The 13,383-nt window shown below is 45.1% G+C and carries 12 protein-coding genes and 1 tRNA gene; 6 read left to right on the top strand and 7 right to left on the bottom strand.

Annotation, left to right across the window (positions count from 1 at the left end; translation table 11 throughout):
* Positions 1-148: 148 nt before the first annotated feature.
* The 3 genes from AAC033_RS16095 (at position 149) to AAC033_RS16085 (ending at position 1,522) form a co-directional block, all read left to right on the top strand.
* Positions 149-541: an antitoxin Xre-like helix-turn-helix domain-containing protein gene (locus AAC033_RS16095; RefSeq protein ID WP_339739976.1), complete on the top strand. Its 393-nt coding sequence runs from the start codon at positions 149-151 to the stop codon at positions 539-541.
* Positions 541-999 (top strand): RES family NAD+ phosphorylase, encoded by a 459-nt coding sequence (locus tag AAC033_RS16090; protein ID WP_339739975.1) that lies wholly within the window; start codon positions 541-543, stop codon positions 997-999. The genes AAC033_RS16095 and AAC033_RS16090 overlap by 1 nt, the downstream gene beginning before the upstream one ends.
* Before the next feature lie 193 nt (positions 1,000-1,192).
* The gene (locus tag AAC033_RS16085) at positions 1,193-1,522 is read left to right on the top strand and encodes a hypothetical protein (protein ID WP_339739974.1); all 330 of its coding nucleotides are present in this window, start codon (positions 1,193-1,195) and stop codon (positions 1,520-1,522) included.
* Between the two features lie 44 nt (positions 1,523-1,566).
* On the opposite strand, the gene AAC033_RS16080 is transcribed toward AAC033_RS16085, so the two are convergent.
* A tRNA-Arg gene (locus AAC033_RS16080) sits at positions 1,567-1,640 on the bottom strand.
* Positions 1,641-1,727: 87 nt separating this feature from the next.
* A complete protein-coding gene (gene asnA / locus AAC033_RS16075; protein WP_339739973.1) occupies positions 1,728-2,762 on the bottom strand; it encodes an aspartate--ammonia ligase in 1,035 nt (344 codons plus the stop codon).
* A 215-nt stretch (positions 2,763-2,977) separates the two neighbouring features.
* Here asnA and AAC033_RS16070 point away from each other — a divergent pair, with 215 nt between their 5' ends.
* Both AAC033_RS16070 and AAC033_RS16065 read left to right on the top strand, forming a co-directional pair.
* On the top strand, positions 2,978-4,153 hold the full coding sequence (locus tag AAC033_RS16070; RefSeq protein ID WP_339739971.1) for an MFS transporter: 1,176 nt from the start codon (positions 2,978-2,980) through the stop codon (positions 4,151-4,153).
* Between the two features lie 69 nt (positions 4,154-4,222).
* Positions 4,223-5,209: a nucleoside hydrolase gene (locus tag AAC033_RS16065; RefSeq protein ID WP_339739969.1), complete on the top strand. Its 987-nt coding sequence runs from the start codon at positions 4,223-4,225 to the stop codon at positions 5,207-5,209.
* Positions 5,210-5,219: 10 nt separating this feature from the next.
* On the opposite strand, the gene AAC033_RS16060 is transcribed toward AAC033_RS16065, so the two are convergent.
* Positions 5,220-5,999, bottom strand: a complete 780-nt coding sequence (locus AAC033_RS16060; protein ID WP_339739967.1) for an MBL fold metallo-hydrolase — start codon at positions 5,997-5,999, stop codon at positions 5,220-5,222.
* A 79-nt stretch (positions 6,000-6,078) separates the two neighbouring features.
* On the opposite strand from AAC033_RS16060, the gene AAC033_RS16055 reads away from it, so the two are divergent.
* Positions 6,079-6,780, top strand: coding sequence for an SAM-dependent methyltransferase (locus tag AAC033_RS16055; protein WP_339739965.1), 702 nt, complete (start codon positions 6,079-6,081; stop codon positions 6,778-6,780).
* 29 nt (positions 6,781-6,809) lie between these two features.
* On the opposite strand, the gene AAC033_RS16050 is transcribed toward AAC033_RS16055, so the two are convergent.
* The 4 genes from AAC033_RS16050 to AAC033_RS16035 form a co-directional block, all read right to left on the bottom strand.
* Positions 6,810-8,000 carry a PAS domain-containing sensor histidine kinase gene (locus tag AAC033_RS16050; protein WP_339739963.1) on the bottom strand — a complete coding sequence of 397 codons (1,191 nt, stop codon included), beginning with the start codon at positions 7,998-8,000 and terminating at the stop codon, positions 6,810-6,812.
* 339 nt (positions 8,001-8,339) lie between these two features.
* Positions 8,340-10,250 carry a sulfate adenylyltransferase subunit CysN gene (cysN, locus tag AAC033_RS16045; RefSeq protein WP_339739961.1) on the bottom strand — a complete coding sequence of 637 codons (1,911 nt, stop codon included), beginning with the start codon at positions 10,248-10,250 and terminating at the stop codon, positions 8,340-8,342.
* A 49-nt stretch (positions 10,251-10,299) separates the two neighbouring features.
* Positions 10,300-11,208 carry a sulfate adenylyltransferase subunit CysD gene (cysD, locus tag AAC033_RS16040; RefSeq protein WP_339739959.1) on the bottom strand — a complete coding sequence of 303 codons (909 nt, stop codon included), beginning with the start codon at positions 11,206-11,208 and terminating at the stop codon, positions 10,300-10,302.
* 115 nt (positions 11,209-11,323) lie between these two features.
* Positions 11,324-13,129, bottom strand: a complete 1,806-nt coding sequence (locus AAC033_RS16035) for an SLC13 family permease (protein ID WP_339739957.1) — start codon at positions 13,127-13,129, stop codon at positions 11,324-11,326.
* Positions 13,130-13,383: the final 254 nt, after the last annotated feature.

The raw sequence follows: 13,383 nt of genomic DNA, 5'->3' as shown, positions 1-13,383 counted from the left end.
GAAGGATGGCAGTGGCAGAAAGAGTTTGTTTTCAGTCCCGGGTTTCAGTAGCCCGAAAGTACATCCACATTCTGTTTCTGAAAATCATAGCCAATCAACGGATTTAGTCGCGAAATAATTCGTATATTTGAGCGTACAAATTCATGTTATGAACGCCATCAAATACATCAAGTCAGAGAGAAGCTTAATCGAGTATTCAAGAAAAGGGATTGAAAAAACCCTCTTGATGGATATCCTTTCCCAGGCAAACCTATCGCTGAATGAGTTTGCTTCATATCTTCACATATCATCCCGGATGATCCAAAAAAAAGGGCAACATGAGAAGTTCTCTCCTGCTGTTTCCGAGCGTGCCCTTTACATTGCAAGGCTTTACTCTCGGGGCGAAACTATTTTTGGAGACTTGAAAAAGTTTAGCGAATGGATGAACACGGAGAACCCTTCTATGGGAGGCGTCAGGCCAAAATCGTTTTTGGATACCTATTCAGGCATCCAGCTTTTGATGAATAAGTTGAATGGAATTGCCCACGGTTTCCCTGCCTGATGAAACTATACCGGATTACACTCAAACCTTATGCCGACCTGGAAGGAACAGGCGGCATTTATGGCCCGGGAAGGTGGCACCACGAAGGACATCGTGTGGTTTACCTGTCTGAAAATATTTCCCTTGCTGCATGGGAAAAGCTGATGAACCTTGCTTCAACAACGCTTCTCCCTGCAAATCTGGTTTTAATGGAAGTCTCCGTTCCAGAGGTAAAAACTGCCAATGTTCCTGAAGAAGTCCTGGTCAAAGGTTGGGACGATTTCCCTTACCTGGATGCAACGATGACTTTCGGAACAGATTTTCTGACCGAAAACAAACACCTGCTGCTCAGGGTACCTTCTGCCGTTATCAAAAAAGAGTATAACTACTTGCTCAACCCAAGGCATCCTTTAATTTCGGAATGTCGTATTGAGCGGATCACCCCTTTCACGTTTGATTCCCGGTTGAAAAAACAATAAAAAGACCTTTGGTTGATTGATACTCATCAATGCCGGGAGGGCAAAGCGAATACTATCTGTAGTATTCAATATTGAGTAATGGGCTTATCGCTCAACAGCTGGAATTTTCTTTATCAGATATGGCTGGATACTTCAAAATTGTTTCACCAGACCTGTTGTACTGATCAAGCTCTTGAATTCAATAAGCTTTTTATTGACTTCAAGAAAATCAAATCCTCAAAACCCCTTAATCGCTGCAGGGATCCAATGGTTCCAAAAGGGTACAAAAAAAGTTGGGCTTGTGATGGCCTTCATGATGCCATTGCTTTGCTTCTCAGCAGACAGGAGGTGCCCGGTGGAAAATGAAGCAATAAAAACAATATCGCCTGAAAAAGCAATGAAAAAATTAAAAGCTGGAGGTTTAGAGATTGATATTGAACAAACCAAAGAGGTTCTCGCCTTTTCATATTCCTTGACAGATATTGCCATTTGTAAAGGCTTTAAAGCATTCTTTCCAATTTCGCTATCAATCTGCTATCATTAAAAGTTAAAAACCCTCTCAAAACAAGCGTTTGAGAGGGTTTTTAGTACCCCGGACGGGATTCGAACCCATGACCTACTGCTTAGAAGGCAGTTGCTCTATCCAACTGAGCTACCGAGGCATCCTTAAAGCGGTTGCAAAGATATAAAAATATCAAAAACGGCAACCGCACAAAAAGTATATTTTTGCTTTCCCCTATTCGTCTCGGCTAAACCAGGTGGATATTGTGTTCGCGGCACTGTTTGTACATTTCTTCCGGCCAAATACTCGACTGAATTTCGCCGATGTGAGCCTTGCGCAGGAAGTACATACAGATACGTGATTGCCCGATGCCACCGCCAATCGACAGCGGGAATTCATCATTCAGCAAGCGTTTATGCCACAAAAGATCCTTTCGGTCTTCGGTATTCGTGATTTTTAATTGGTGCAACAGGGTTTGCTTATCGACCCGGATCCCCATCGATGAAATTTCAAATGAACTTTGTAATACCGGATTCCAAATCAGAATATCGCCATTCAAGCCTTTGAAGCCGTTTTCCGTTTCGGTTGACCAGTCGTCATAATCGGGTGCGCGCCCATCGTGAATTTGCCCGCTGGGGAGTTCACCTCCGATACCAATAATGAAAACGGCACCAAATTCTTTGGCAATGGCATTTTCCCGTTCTTTCGAAGTCAGATCAGGATATTTTTCTTCGAGTTCTTCGGCATGAATAAAGGTAATTTCTTCCGGCAAAATGGGTTTGATTTGCGGGTAATGTTCATAGACAAAAAACTCGGTGCGCAGCAAAACCGTGTAGATTTTCCGTACTATTTTTTTCAGAAAATCCAGATTGCGCTCTTCATCTGAAATCACCCGTTCCCAGTCCCACTGATCGACATAAAGCGAGTGAATATTGGTTAGTTCTTCATCCGGACGAATGGCATTCATATCCGTATACAAGCCATAGCCTGGATCGATATCCAGGTCGGCCAGGGTCATCCTTTTCCATTTTGCCAGAGAATGAACCACCTCTGCTACATGATCGTTCAGCTCTTTTACAGGAAAAGTTACCGGGCGTTCGATGCCATTCAGGTCATCATTGATACCGGTACCTTTCATCACAAAAAGCGGTGCCGTTACACGGCTTAACTTCAATTCGGAAGACAAATCCTGTTGAAAAAAATCTTTCACCAGCTTAATTGCCTTTTCTGTTTGTTTTAAGTCGAGGTGCGACTTGTAATTCTCCGGAAAATATAGTTTCATATGCTATAAAGTAAAACTGCATTCGCAGCAGTCTGATGTACACTGGTTGTTTTATGGGCGCTAAAAATAGCAAGAATCTTTCAATTTGACAGAAAATTCAGCATTAATTCAAGAAATTGACATCCATACAAACAAAGTTTGTTTAGATGATTTGTTCGTCTTCAAAAAATCAACTCACCGAAAGTTGCTATTTTTGCAGCGCGATGAGTCAAAGCATGCGATCCAATATCATCAACCTCTACCTGATTAAATTCGCCAAGTGGTTTAACCTGGTCATGCCGGTGGTGGTTATTTTCTACCAGGACAATGGCTTGAGCATGCAGGAAATTTTCTGGCTTAAGTCCATCTATTCCATGGCTATTGTCACCATGGAAATTCCCTCGGGCTATTTGGCTGATGTGTGGGGACGAAAGCATACCCTTTTGCTGGGCGCCATTCTTGGAGCCGGCGGTTTTGCACTCTACAGCTTTTCGTATGGTTTTTGGGCTTTTGCAGTAGCTGAAATCGTGCTTGGCATTGGGCACAGCTTTATTTCCGGAGCCGACTCAGCCATGCTTTACGATAGCTTGAAATCATCCCAAAAGGCCGATCAATACATTAAGCAGGAAGGTTGGATTACCTCGGCTGGTAATTTTGCCGAAGCCATTGCCGGGGTCACCGGCGGTTTGTTGGCGACCATCAGTCTGCGCATGCCCTTCTACTTTCAGTTTGCCATTGCCGCCATTGCCATTCCGGCTGCCTTGCTGCTGAAAGAGCCTGAAGTGCACGCCAAAGAACTCAGCAAAAGCGTCCATTCGATTCTGCAGACCATACGAAAAACCTTCGGGCACCGCGAGATGCGATCGGCCATCCTGGTCTCTTCGTTCACCGGAACCGCGTCGCTCACCTTTGCCTGGTTTGTGCAACCGTACTTTAAAGCTGCCGACGTGCCCTTATCGGTCTTCGGAATCCTGTGGACCTTGCTCAATCTTTCAGTTGGCGTTTCGTCCATGTTTTCTTATAAAGTGGAGAAATGGCTTGGTCAGCGCAATTCCCTGTTCGTTATCATTTTCGGACTAAGCCTCAGTTACCTGTTTGCCGCCTGGGAAATCAGCCTGGCTGGAATCGCCATCCTGTTTGCCTTTTACCTGTTTCGTGGCATCACCCACCCCATACTGAAAGATTACATCAACCGCTATACGCAGTCGGAAGTGAGGGCCACTATTCTGTCGCTCCGGAATTTTGTGATCCGCATTAACTTTGCCATTATTGGCCCCTTGCTAGGCTATTTAACCGATGAGTTTAGTTTGGGAACCGCTTTGCTGGTGGCAGGATTGACCTATGTCGTCGCTGCCTTAATAGCCGCCCTGCCGCTTCTTTCGAAGAACAAGTCAAAAGAAACTTCAGAATAAACGCATGATTTTGAAGAACATTCTTTATTTTCAGATTTTGAATTCACAAGCACTAAACCCAACAAACCAATGAAAACATCCAGCTTCGTTCTTCTGTTTTCCCTCTGTCTATTGGTGCTGCATTCGCAAGGCAAGCAGCCCGTGAAAATTATTTTTGATACAGATATGGGGCCCGATTATGACGATGTTGGCGCCATTGCCGTCTTACATGCTTTGGCGGCTCAAGGTGAGTGCGAAATACTGGCCTGCTGCGCCAGCGATGGCTACGCGACCATTGCGCCAACCATCGATGCGTTTAACCACTATTTTAACCGACCCGATCTTCCCGTTGGCGCCGCCGGAAACAACGCGCCGGATTTTAGCGCCGGAAATCACTGGAATGACTCCATTGTAAACCGGTCTTTTAAGGAAAAGAAAACCAATGCCGACTATCCATCGGCCGTTGCCGTTTACCGAAAAACTCTGGCCAGTCAGAAAAACAACAGCGTAACAATTATCACGGTAGGCTTTGTAAGCAACCTGGCCGATTTGCTGCAATCCGGCCCCGATGAGTTTTCACCACTTTCAGGAATGGAACTGGTGAAAAAGAAGGTGAAACGGTGGGTCGCCATGGCCGGGCGCTTTCCCGAAGGAGGCGAATTCAACGTGAACCGACATCCTGAAGCTTCCCATTACGTCTTTCAACATTGGCCAACGCCCATCCTGTTTAGTGGATTCGAAATTGGCGTGTCTATTTTCACCGGGCGCAGGCTGGCTGACGAAGGTTCGGACAACAATCCGCTGGCCTGGGCTTACCGCTACAACCTGGATACCTACGAAGGGAAGAAAGCCGCTAAACGGCAATCATGGGATCAAACCGCCGTGCTTTGTGCGGTTCGAAATCCCGAAAAGTATTTCTATGTCGTGGGTCCAGGCAAGTTTGTTATTTTGGAAAATGGTCAAAACGCCTGGGATCCTGACACCAATGCCAGCCATCACTTCCTGGTGCACAAATATCCGTATCAGAAGATCGCCGATGTCATTGATGAACTGATGCTTTACGAACCCAAACCCTAAGTTCACAAACCTAAATGGTCAGTTTTAATCCGTCGTAAGCCAGGAAAACATTTTCAGGTAATTGTGGCTCCACATCTTCGTGTTTCCCCATCAGGTGCGAAATGTGTGTGAGATAAGCTCTTTGGGGCTTCAACTCATTGATCAGGTCCACCGCTTCTTCAACATTAAAATGTGAAATATGCTTTTCAAAACGAAGGGCATTGACCACCAGCAGATCCAGGTCTCGCAGCTTGTCCTTTTCCTCCGGCTCCACCCGGTTAACATCAGTGAGGTAAGCCATTTTACCCATCCGGAAACCAAACACCGGCAATTTGTGGTGGTATCCACGCACCGGAATTACTTCGATTGAGTTAAAGTTGAACGGCCTATTTTCAATCAGGTGAAGGTTCATTTGTGGAATGCCGGGGTACTTGTTTTCTTCAAAAACATAATCGAAAACCCGCTTAATGGTTTGATGGACCCGCTTTTCGGCGTAAATATCGGTGGGGTGTTTTTGCGCCCAGTTGAAAGCCCGAATATCGTCCAAACCAAAAATATGATCGGTATGTTCGTGCGTCAGAAAAATGGCATCGAGTTTCTGCAAACCAATCCGCAGCATTTGCTGCCGAAAGTCTGGTCCCGCATCAATCACAATCTGATGTCCGCTGGCATTAACAAAAAGGGCCGTACGCAGGCGCTTATCCTTCGTATCAGCCGATTGACAGACCGCACAATTGCATGCCACCACGGGAACTCCCTGTGAGGTGCCGGTTCCTAAAAATTCAATTTGTAAGTTTAAATCCTGTATCATTTGTGTCAGCAAAACTACAAAAATTCAATTTTCGAAGGCTGCCCGTGTAAATTAATTAATTTTGAAGAAATTTTGACGTATGGCCAATTTGTATCTTATTCCGTTAACCTTAGGCGAAAGTGAACTCAACACGGTGCTACCCGAAAGCAACAGCGCAATAATTCGCTCCATCTCGCACTTTATTGTTGAAAATATCCGCACTGCACGGCGGTTTCTAAAGAAAGTTGACCGCGAAATTGACATTGATTCGTTACACTTTTACGAGCTGAACAAGCACACCGATAAAAGACAACTTCACGCTTACCTTGATCCAATAAAGGAGAACCTGCCGATGGGCATCATGAGTGAGGCCGGCTGCCCCGGGGTGGCCGATCCCGGCGCCGAGGTGGTACGTATTGCCCACGAAAAAGGGATCCGGGTGGTTCCGCTGGTTGGCCCCTCCTCTATTTTATTGGCCATGATGGCTTCAGGCATGAACGGGCAAAACTTTGCATTTAACGGTTACCTGCCCATACCAAAAGGCGAAAAAGCCAAACAAATCAAGCAACTCGAAAGCCGCATTTACACCGAAAACCAAAGCCAGCTCTTTATTGAAGCACCTTATCGCAACATTCAACTATTGAATGACCTTCTGGAGAACTGTCAAGCCCACACTAAATTATGCATTGCCTGCGACCTCACACTGGATACGGAATTTATTCAAACCCAATCGATCAACGGCTGGAAAAAGAACAAGCCCGACATCCAAAAAAGGCCCGCCATTTTTGTGTTGGGGAAGTAAAACAAGACTGGGTGGAATGAGCGAGCCAGTCAATAATTTTTATTGGGGATTTGCAGAATCGGTATTTGCAGAATAAAAGTGGATCCCTTCCCGAGTTCACTCGCAACCCAAATTTTCCCGGAATGTTTTTCAACGAAGTCCTTGCAAAGGACCAATCCTAAACCCGTGCCGGCTTCTCTTTCTATGTCCAGTGAAGTCTGGCTTTCACCGAAATTGAAAAGACCAGCAATCTTCTCAGAGCTCATTCCTTGTCCATTATCCTTAATCTCAATAATGGTATGCTGGTCGTCCTCCTTGACCCATGCAAAAACCTCCACCTGCCCGTCGCGAGGGGTAAATTTAATCGCGTTCGAGATCAGGTTTCGAAGTACAATACGCATCATATCTCGATCGGCATAGATCAACTGATTGGCAGAAACATGATTCACCAACCGGATGCTCTTGATACTGGCAGTTTCGCGGATAGTTCCTAAAACCAGCATGACCAGTTCGTTCAGGTTGAACTGAACCGGCTTGAATGTAGCCACCTTCTTTTGCATCATCGCCCAGCGCAACAGGTTTTCGAGCAGATTAAACGTATTTCTCGCGGCAGAATTAACATCGGCCGCATACTGAATCAGGGTTTGTTTATCAAACAGGTCAGCATCATCGCGAATCATCTCACTATAGCCTAAAATGGTGTTGAACTGGTTTTTCAGATCGTGCGCAATAATCGACAAAAGTTTGTCTTTTACTGCGTTGAGTTCCCGGAGCCTGACTTCACTCTTTCGCAAGGCTTTCTCAACAGCTTTTTGACTCGTGTTATCCTTCACATACGCAATCAGTCGCTTTTCCCCGTTAAGCGTCACAAACCGGGTATTGATTTCGGTAGGAAAAATGGTCCCATCCTTTTTCATATTCTCGCGCTCCACATACGCTTCGCCGGTGGCCATTTCATCAGGAATGATATCGGGGATCAATGTGCGAAACTCAAGGGGTACCAAATCATGTATCGAAAGCTGCAGCATTTCCTCTTTTGAGTAACCAAACATTTCATGGCCTCGGGTGTTGCAATCCAGGATTTCTCCCCGCTCATTCTCGATATAAATGCCATCAAGCGAAAGGTCAATCAATGTTTGATATTTTTTCTCGCTGTCCCTCAGCCTTTGGGTTTGTTTTTTGCTTCGTGCGAGCAAAACACTGATAAAAGCACCGGGGACGCCCCCAACCAGCATAATCATCACAAAGCTCTTCAAATCAAAATAACGACTTCCCACAAGAAATTCATGAAAAACGAGAAACAGGAATAAGATCATACTCCCGACTACGAATCCTATAAAGACATTTATTATCAACAACAACCCTCGACGCATCTCTTCAACAAATTTGATAATAGAATGAAAACGGCTAGTGACTGCTCTCTAATCATTGAAACGATTCGAACCTATTTTCACAAAGAGAAAGATAGAGAAAAATGAAGTTGAAAAAACATGCCGAAAGATATTGCACAACAGCTTATCAGAAACCAAAGAAGGAAGCTCTTTCGAACTTCCTTCTTTGATCTTGACTGGTTTATCTTTTTAATGGATCGGAAAAATTGATTTTTCCCGAAGGTATTCAATCACCTGCTCCGGGTTTTTGCCATTGTTGACCGGATCAAGTGTTATAGCGGCATTTTTTGGCTCATCAAATGCGATGTCGACTCCCGGAACGTATTGGATCGTTTCATCATTATACATTTCCGGCTTATTTTGTTTGCAGTATTCCAGTGATGCGTTCATGTAAACCAAATGAAAGCGTTCCTCACCAATAATATCAACAATCTGGTTGCGGATAGCCTCATCGGGAGAAATAAACGAGCAGATGGTAATGACGCCCTGATCATTTAACAAGCGGCAAACTTCGGCTACGCGGCGCAAATGTTCGGCCCGATCAGTCGGCGAATAGTCCAACTCCTTCGAAAGGCCCGAACGCACGGAGCTACCATCGAGCAGCACCACGGTCGCCCCCATGTCGAACAATTGTTTTTCGAGACTGAAGGCAAACTCGTTTTTACCAGATCCGTGCAAGCCGGTAACCCAAAGGGTTGCTCCTTTTTGGTTGTAGCGTTTTTGGTATTCCTCGTCCGAAATCAGTCCTTTGCCTTTGCGAATCAATTCGCGGTGGCTTTCGCTGATTTTCGAAGGCAGATCGTCTGGGCTCAATTTGTCAATGATCATTCCAACCGCAACCGTATTATTGGTTACTGGGTGAATCAAAACGAACGCGCCAGTGTTTTTATTCTTCTTGTACGGGTCGAAAAACAGAGGCTTATTAGTGGTCAGCACCACTCGTCCAATTTCGTTCAGCTCAAAAAAGTCAACCTCTGATTTCTGCAAAGTGTTGACATCTGTTTTGTATTTGATTTGGTCGATCCGTGCTTTGGTGTTGTTGTTGGCATGCTTAATGAAAAACTGAATGGAAGGATCCATTGGTTTTTCATCCATCCAAACCAGCATAGCTTCAAAATGACGCTCCATACGGGGCAGGTTGTCGGGATACACGATCATATCGCCACGCGAAACATCCACCTCATCATTCAGCGTAATGGTGACTGCCTGTGGTGGAAAAGCTTCATCCAATTCGCCGTCGTAAGTAGTAATGCTTTTGATGATCGATTTCTTCTTCGAGGGAAGAACCATCACTTCTTCGCCCTTGCGGACAATTCCTGAAGCAATGCGGGCTGAAAAACCGCGAAAATCGCGGTCGGGACGTAATACGTATTGAACCGGATAACGGAGATCGTCAAAGTTGCGGTCGGAGCTGATGTGGACAGATTCCAGGAATTCGAGCATCGCTTTGCCTTTGTACCAATCCATTCGCTCTGACCGGTCAACCACATTGTCGCCTTTCAATGCCGACAGCGGAATGTAATTCACATCGGGAATGTCGAGCTGGGCCACAAAGTTTTTATAGTCTTCGCAGATGTCGTCAAATATTTGCTGGTCAAAATCAACCAAGTCCATTTTATTGACGGCCAGTACCACGTGCTTAATTCCCAGCAGCGAAACCAGAAAAGTATGGCGACGGGTTTGAGTAATGACCCCTTTGGTGGCATCAATTAGAATAATGGCCAGGTTAGCGGTTGACGCTCCGGTGACCATGTTCCGGGTGTATTGTTCGTGTCCGGGGGTGTCGGCAATAATAAATTTCCGTTTGTTGGTCGAAAAGTAACGGTAGGCGACATCAATCGTAATTCCTTGTTCGCGTTCGGCTTTTAAACCGTCCAATAGTAAGGCATAATCAATGTCTTCGCCGGCATGCCCTACCCGTTTGCTGTCACGATGCAAAGCAGCCAACTGATCTTCGTAAAGCCGCTTGCTGTCAAAAAGCAGTCGTCCAATTAGCGTCGATTTTCCGTCGTCCACTGAACCGGCAGTCAGTAAGCGCAATAAGTCTTTTTTCTCATCCAGATCGAGAAATGTCTTGATATCTAAAAGTGGTTGTGTCATCTTCAAATTTTAAATTCAATGTTAAGCTTTCGTCCTTGTTTTGATTGGCTTAGAAGTACCCTTCGCGCTTCTTCTGTTCCATACTGCCTTCCTGATCAAAATCAATGACCCGGGTAGTACGTTCCGAAACGGTAACGGTCATCATTTCCTCTACAATTTTCTCGATGTTATCAGCTTCTGAATCGATTGCTCCGGTGAGTGGGTAGCATCCCAGGGTGCGGAAGCGCACTTTTCTCATCTTGGCTTTTTCGGCTACTTCCTTTGGCATGCGCTCGTCGTCTACCATAATCAGGTTGCCGTCCACTTCAACAATCGGACGCTCTTTGGCGTAGTAAAGTGGAACGATTGGAATATTCTCCAGACGGATGTATTGCCAGATATCCAGCTCCGTCCAGTTTGAAATAGGGAAAACCCGGATGGATTCGCCTTTGTGTACTTTGGCGTTGTAGATATTCCAAAGCTCCGGGCGCTGGTTTTTCGGATCCCACTGGTGAAACTTATCACGGAATGAGAAGATACGTTCTTTGGCACGCGATTTTTCTTCGTCGCGTCGTGCACCACCAAAAGCTGCATCAAACTTGTATTTTGACAGACCCTCCAGCAGTGCCTGTGTTTTCATCACATCGGTATGGACTTTGCTTCCGTGTGTAAACGGGCCAACACCGCTTTCAAATCCTTCCTTGTTGTAATGAACAATCAGGTCCCAGCCTTTTTCTTTGGCGTAGTTGTCGCGGAATTCAACCATCTCCTTAAATTTCCATTTCGAGTCGATGTGCATCAGTGGAAAAGGAACTTTGCCGGGATAAAAAGCTTTTTCGGCCAACCGGACCATGACTGAAGAGTCTTTCCCGATAGAATAGAGCATAACCGGGTTTTCAAATTCTGCTGCGACCTCACGAATGATGTGAATGGCCTCCGCCTCTAATTCACGTAAGTGGGTCAAAGTATATTTATTCATGATAAGGATTTTTTAAGCGCCAATTGCACCAGGCAAATTTGTAAAAACTAATTCGGCTGCAAAAATAGTGTATTCTGCCCTAAGTTTAATGCGTATTAACTCGTATTTGTCTTATTTAGAATGGCCAAATCATTGGAATCAGAATAATGGAAATAATGAACGCAATGATGTTGAGTGGCAAACCAACTTTGGTATAGTCACCAAACTTATAGTTTCCAAGACCCTGAACGAGCAGGTTGGTTTGATACCCGATGGGGGAAGAAAAGCTTGCCGAAGCAGCAATACAGATGGCAATAAAAAACGGTTTGGGGTCAACTCCTAATTGAGTTGCAGCAGAAAAGGCAATAGGAAAGACAAGTGCTGCCGCAGCATTGTTGGTAATAATTTCAGTAAAAATTGTGGTAATCAGATAAATGGTTATTAAAACACCCAGCGGACCATACGATTTAGAAAAGTTAATGGCAGTTATGGCAATGCTATCAGCAGCACCCGAGCTCTGCAGGGCCTTGCTGAGTCCAAAGGCGCAGGCAATGGTGATGAGCACATCCCACGAAATGGCCTTGGTGTATTTCCGGTTGGGCAACACATTGATCCAGGCCATGACCACAGCAACAATGGCAGCAAAATAAAACATATCGAGTTGGTTGCCACCAACTTCAGGCAGGTATCGGCCCAAAGTAGCGCCGATAATCATGAGTAAAACCAGCAACAAGGCAAACAAACGCTGGCCCTTATAACGAGGAGGAGGAATTTCTCCAATAAACGAGGTCAGGTAAAATCCGGTTGACTCGCCCCAGTTTTTAATGAAGTTTTCGTTAGTGAGCAACACGAGACTGTCGCCAGCTTTCATCCGGAACGAACCGACGTTGCTTGAGATCGTTTCACCATTTCGGTAAACAGCCAGCACTTCGGCTTGGTAGTGGTTTAAAAAGTCAAACTCTTCGACCGTCTGGTTGATGCCGGGGAAGCGTGGAGCAATAACCGCTTCAATTTGTTTGATGTCGGTACTTTTATAGAATCTGCCAAATCCTTTGAGCGCTTTGAATTCCAGTTTCCGCTGCGGAACCAGGTTCTCCAGCACCTCCGATTTAACAGCAATCACCAGTTTGTCCTTTTGGTGAAGCGTATGCTTTCCTTTTTTGGTGTCTATGATTTTATTTCCTCGCTTGATGGAATGAATGACTATATCTTTGAGCTGGTGAGTGCGTCCATTGGTAATCTCTTCACCAGCAAGCGAACTGTTGGGAGGCAAGGTTGCATCGAGAAAATATTCTTTGTAATCGAGGCTGTCACGCTTGTTGTTGTCTTTCTTTCCCGGAAGTATTCGGTGACCAATAAACGCGAGGTACAAGAAGCCAGCCAGGGCAATCCAGATGCCAACTTTACCCAGCTCGAACATGAACAAGCCGCTGAATCCGTTCTCCAGCATCAACCCGTGAACCACCAGATTGGTCGATGTTCCAATCAGCGTGCATATTCCGCCCAGAATGGTGGCATACGAAAGTGGAATCAGAAACTTTTGAGGAGAAAGGTTCATCTTTTCAGCCCAGTTTTTAATCATGGGAGCAAAAATGATCACCACGGGTGTGTTGTTTAGAAAGGCTGAAATAAAAGAAACCGGAAGCAGAATTTTAAGTAGGGTAATCGGCATTTTACCTCGGCGTTTCGGCAAAAATGCCCGGGCAACAATATTCAGCGCCCCGGTTTGCCGAACCCCTTCGCTGACCAAAAATAACACGCCAACCGTGAGCATTCCTTTGTTTGAGAAACCAGCCAGACTTTCTTCGGTTGTTATAATTCCAGCTGCCATTAGAACCACCAAAGCGGAGAATAGCAATAGCCCTGGTCTCATCCAGTCGTTGATCAGCGCTATGATCATTAAAACAATAACAGCAATAACAAAGTAGCCTTCAAAAGTCATTGACGGTAATTTTTCAAACAAATGTAAGTTTATTTGCCAAATCTCCTATGGAGTGAAATACTTATTCAGGCGAACATACACTACTGTGGATTTTGTCCACCACCTATGTCTCTCATACTCCAATGGTTATTTTCGATTTGCCTATTTTTTTGAGATTTTACTGAGATTTCCTTTTGGTTTTCAGGTTGAAAAACATATTTTTGCACCGCCTTTAAACAAAAAGGCAACATCGAGGATGACTCAGTAGCTCAGCT

The organism is uncultured Sunxiuqinia sp. (genome assembly GCF_963974515.1).
Lineage (GTDB): Bacteria > Bacteroidota > Bacteroidia > Bacteroidales > Prolixibacteraceae > Sunxiuqinia.
The sequence above is the reverse complement of the archived record's forward strand: the minus strand, read 5'-3'. Positions and strand labels throughout refer to the sequence as shown.

What these genes read in the sequence shown, in the direction of transcription:
- AAC033_RS16095 (WP_339739976.1), top strand. Translation starts at nt 149, where the DNA reads ATGAACGCCATCAAATACATCAAGTCAGAGAGAAGCTTAATCGAGTAT.
- AAC033_RS16090 (WP_339739975.1), top strand. Translation starts at nt 541, where the DNA reads ATGAAACTATACCGGATTACACTCAAACCTTATGCCGACCTGGAAGGA.
- asnA (WP_339739973.1), bottom strand. Translation starts at nt 2,762, where the DNA reads ATGAAACTATATTTTCCGGAGAATTACAAGTCGCACCTCGACTTAAAA.
- AAC033_RS16070 (WP_339739971.1), top strand. Translation starts at nt 2,978, where the DNA reads ATGCGATCCAATATCATCAACCTCTACCTGATTAAATTCGCCAAGTGG.
- AAC033_RS16065 (WP_339739969.1), top strand. Translation starts at nt 4,223, where the DNA reads ATGAAAACATCCAGCTTCGTTCTTCTGTTTTCCCTCTGTCTATTGGTG.
- AAC033_RS16060 (WP_339739967.1), bottom strand. Translation starts at nt 5,999, where the DNA reads ATGATACAGGATTTAAACTTACAAATTGAATTTTTAGGAACCGGCACC.
- AAC033_RS16055 (WP_339739965.1), top strand. Translation starts at nt 6,079, where the DNA reads ATGGCCAATTTGTATCTTATTCCGTTAACCTTAGGCGAAAGTGAACTC.
- AAC033_RS16050 (WP_339739963.1), bottom strand. Translation starts at nt 8,000, where the DNA reads ATGATTATGCTGGTTGGGGGCGTCCCCGGTGCTTTTATCAGTGTTTTG.
- cysN (WP_339739961.1), bottom strand. Translation starts at nt 10,250, where the DNA reads ATGACACAACCACTTTTAGATATCAAGACATTTCTCGATCTGGATGAG.
- cysD (WP_339739959.1), bottom strand. Translation starts at nt 11,208, where the DNA reads ATGAATAAATATACTTTGACCCACTTACGTGAATTAGAGGCGGAGGCC.
- AAC033_RS16035 (WP_339739957.1), bottom strand. Translation starts at nt 13,129, where the DNA reads ATGACTTTTGAAGGCTACTTTGTTATTGCTGTTATTGTTTTAATGATC.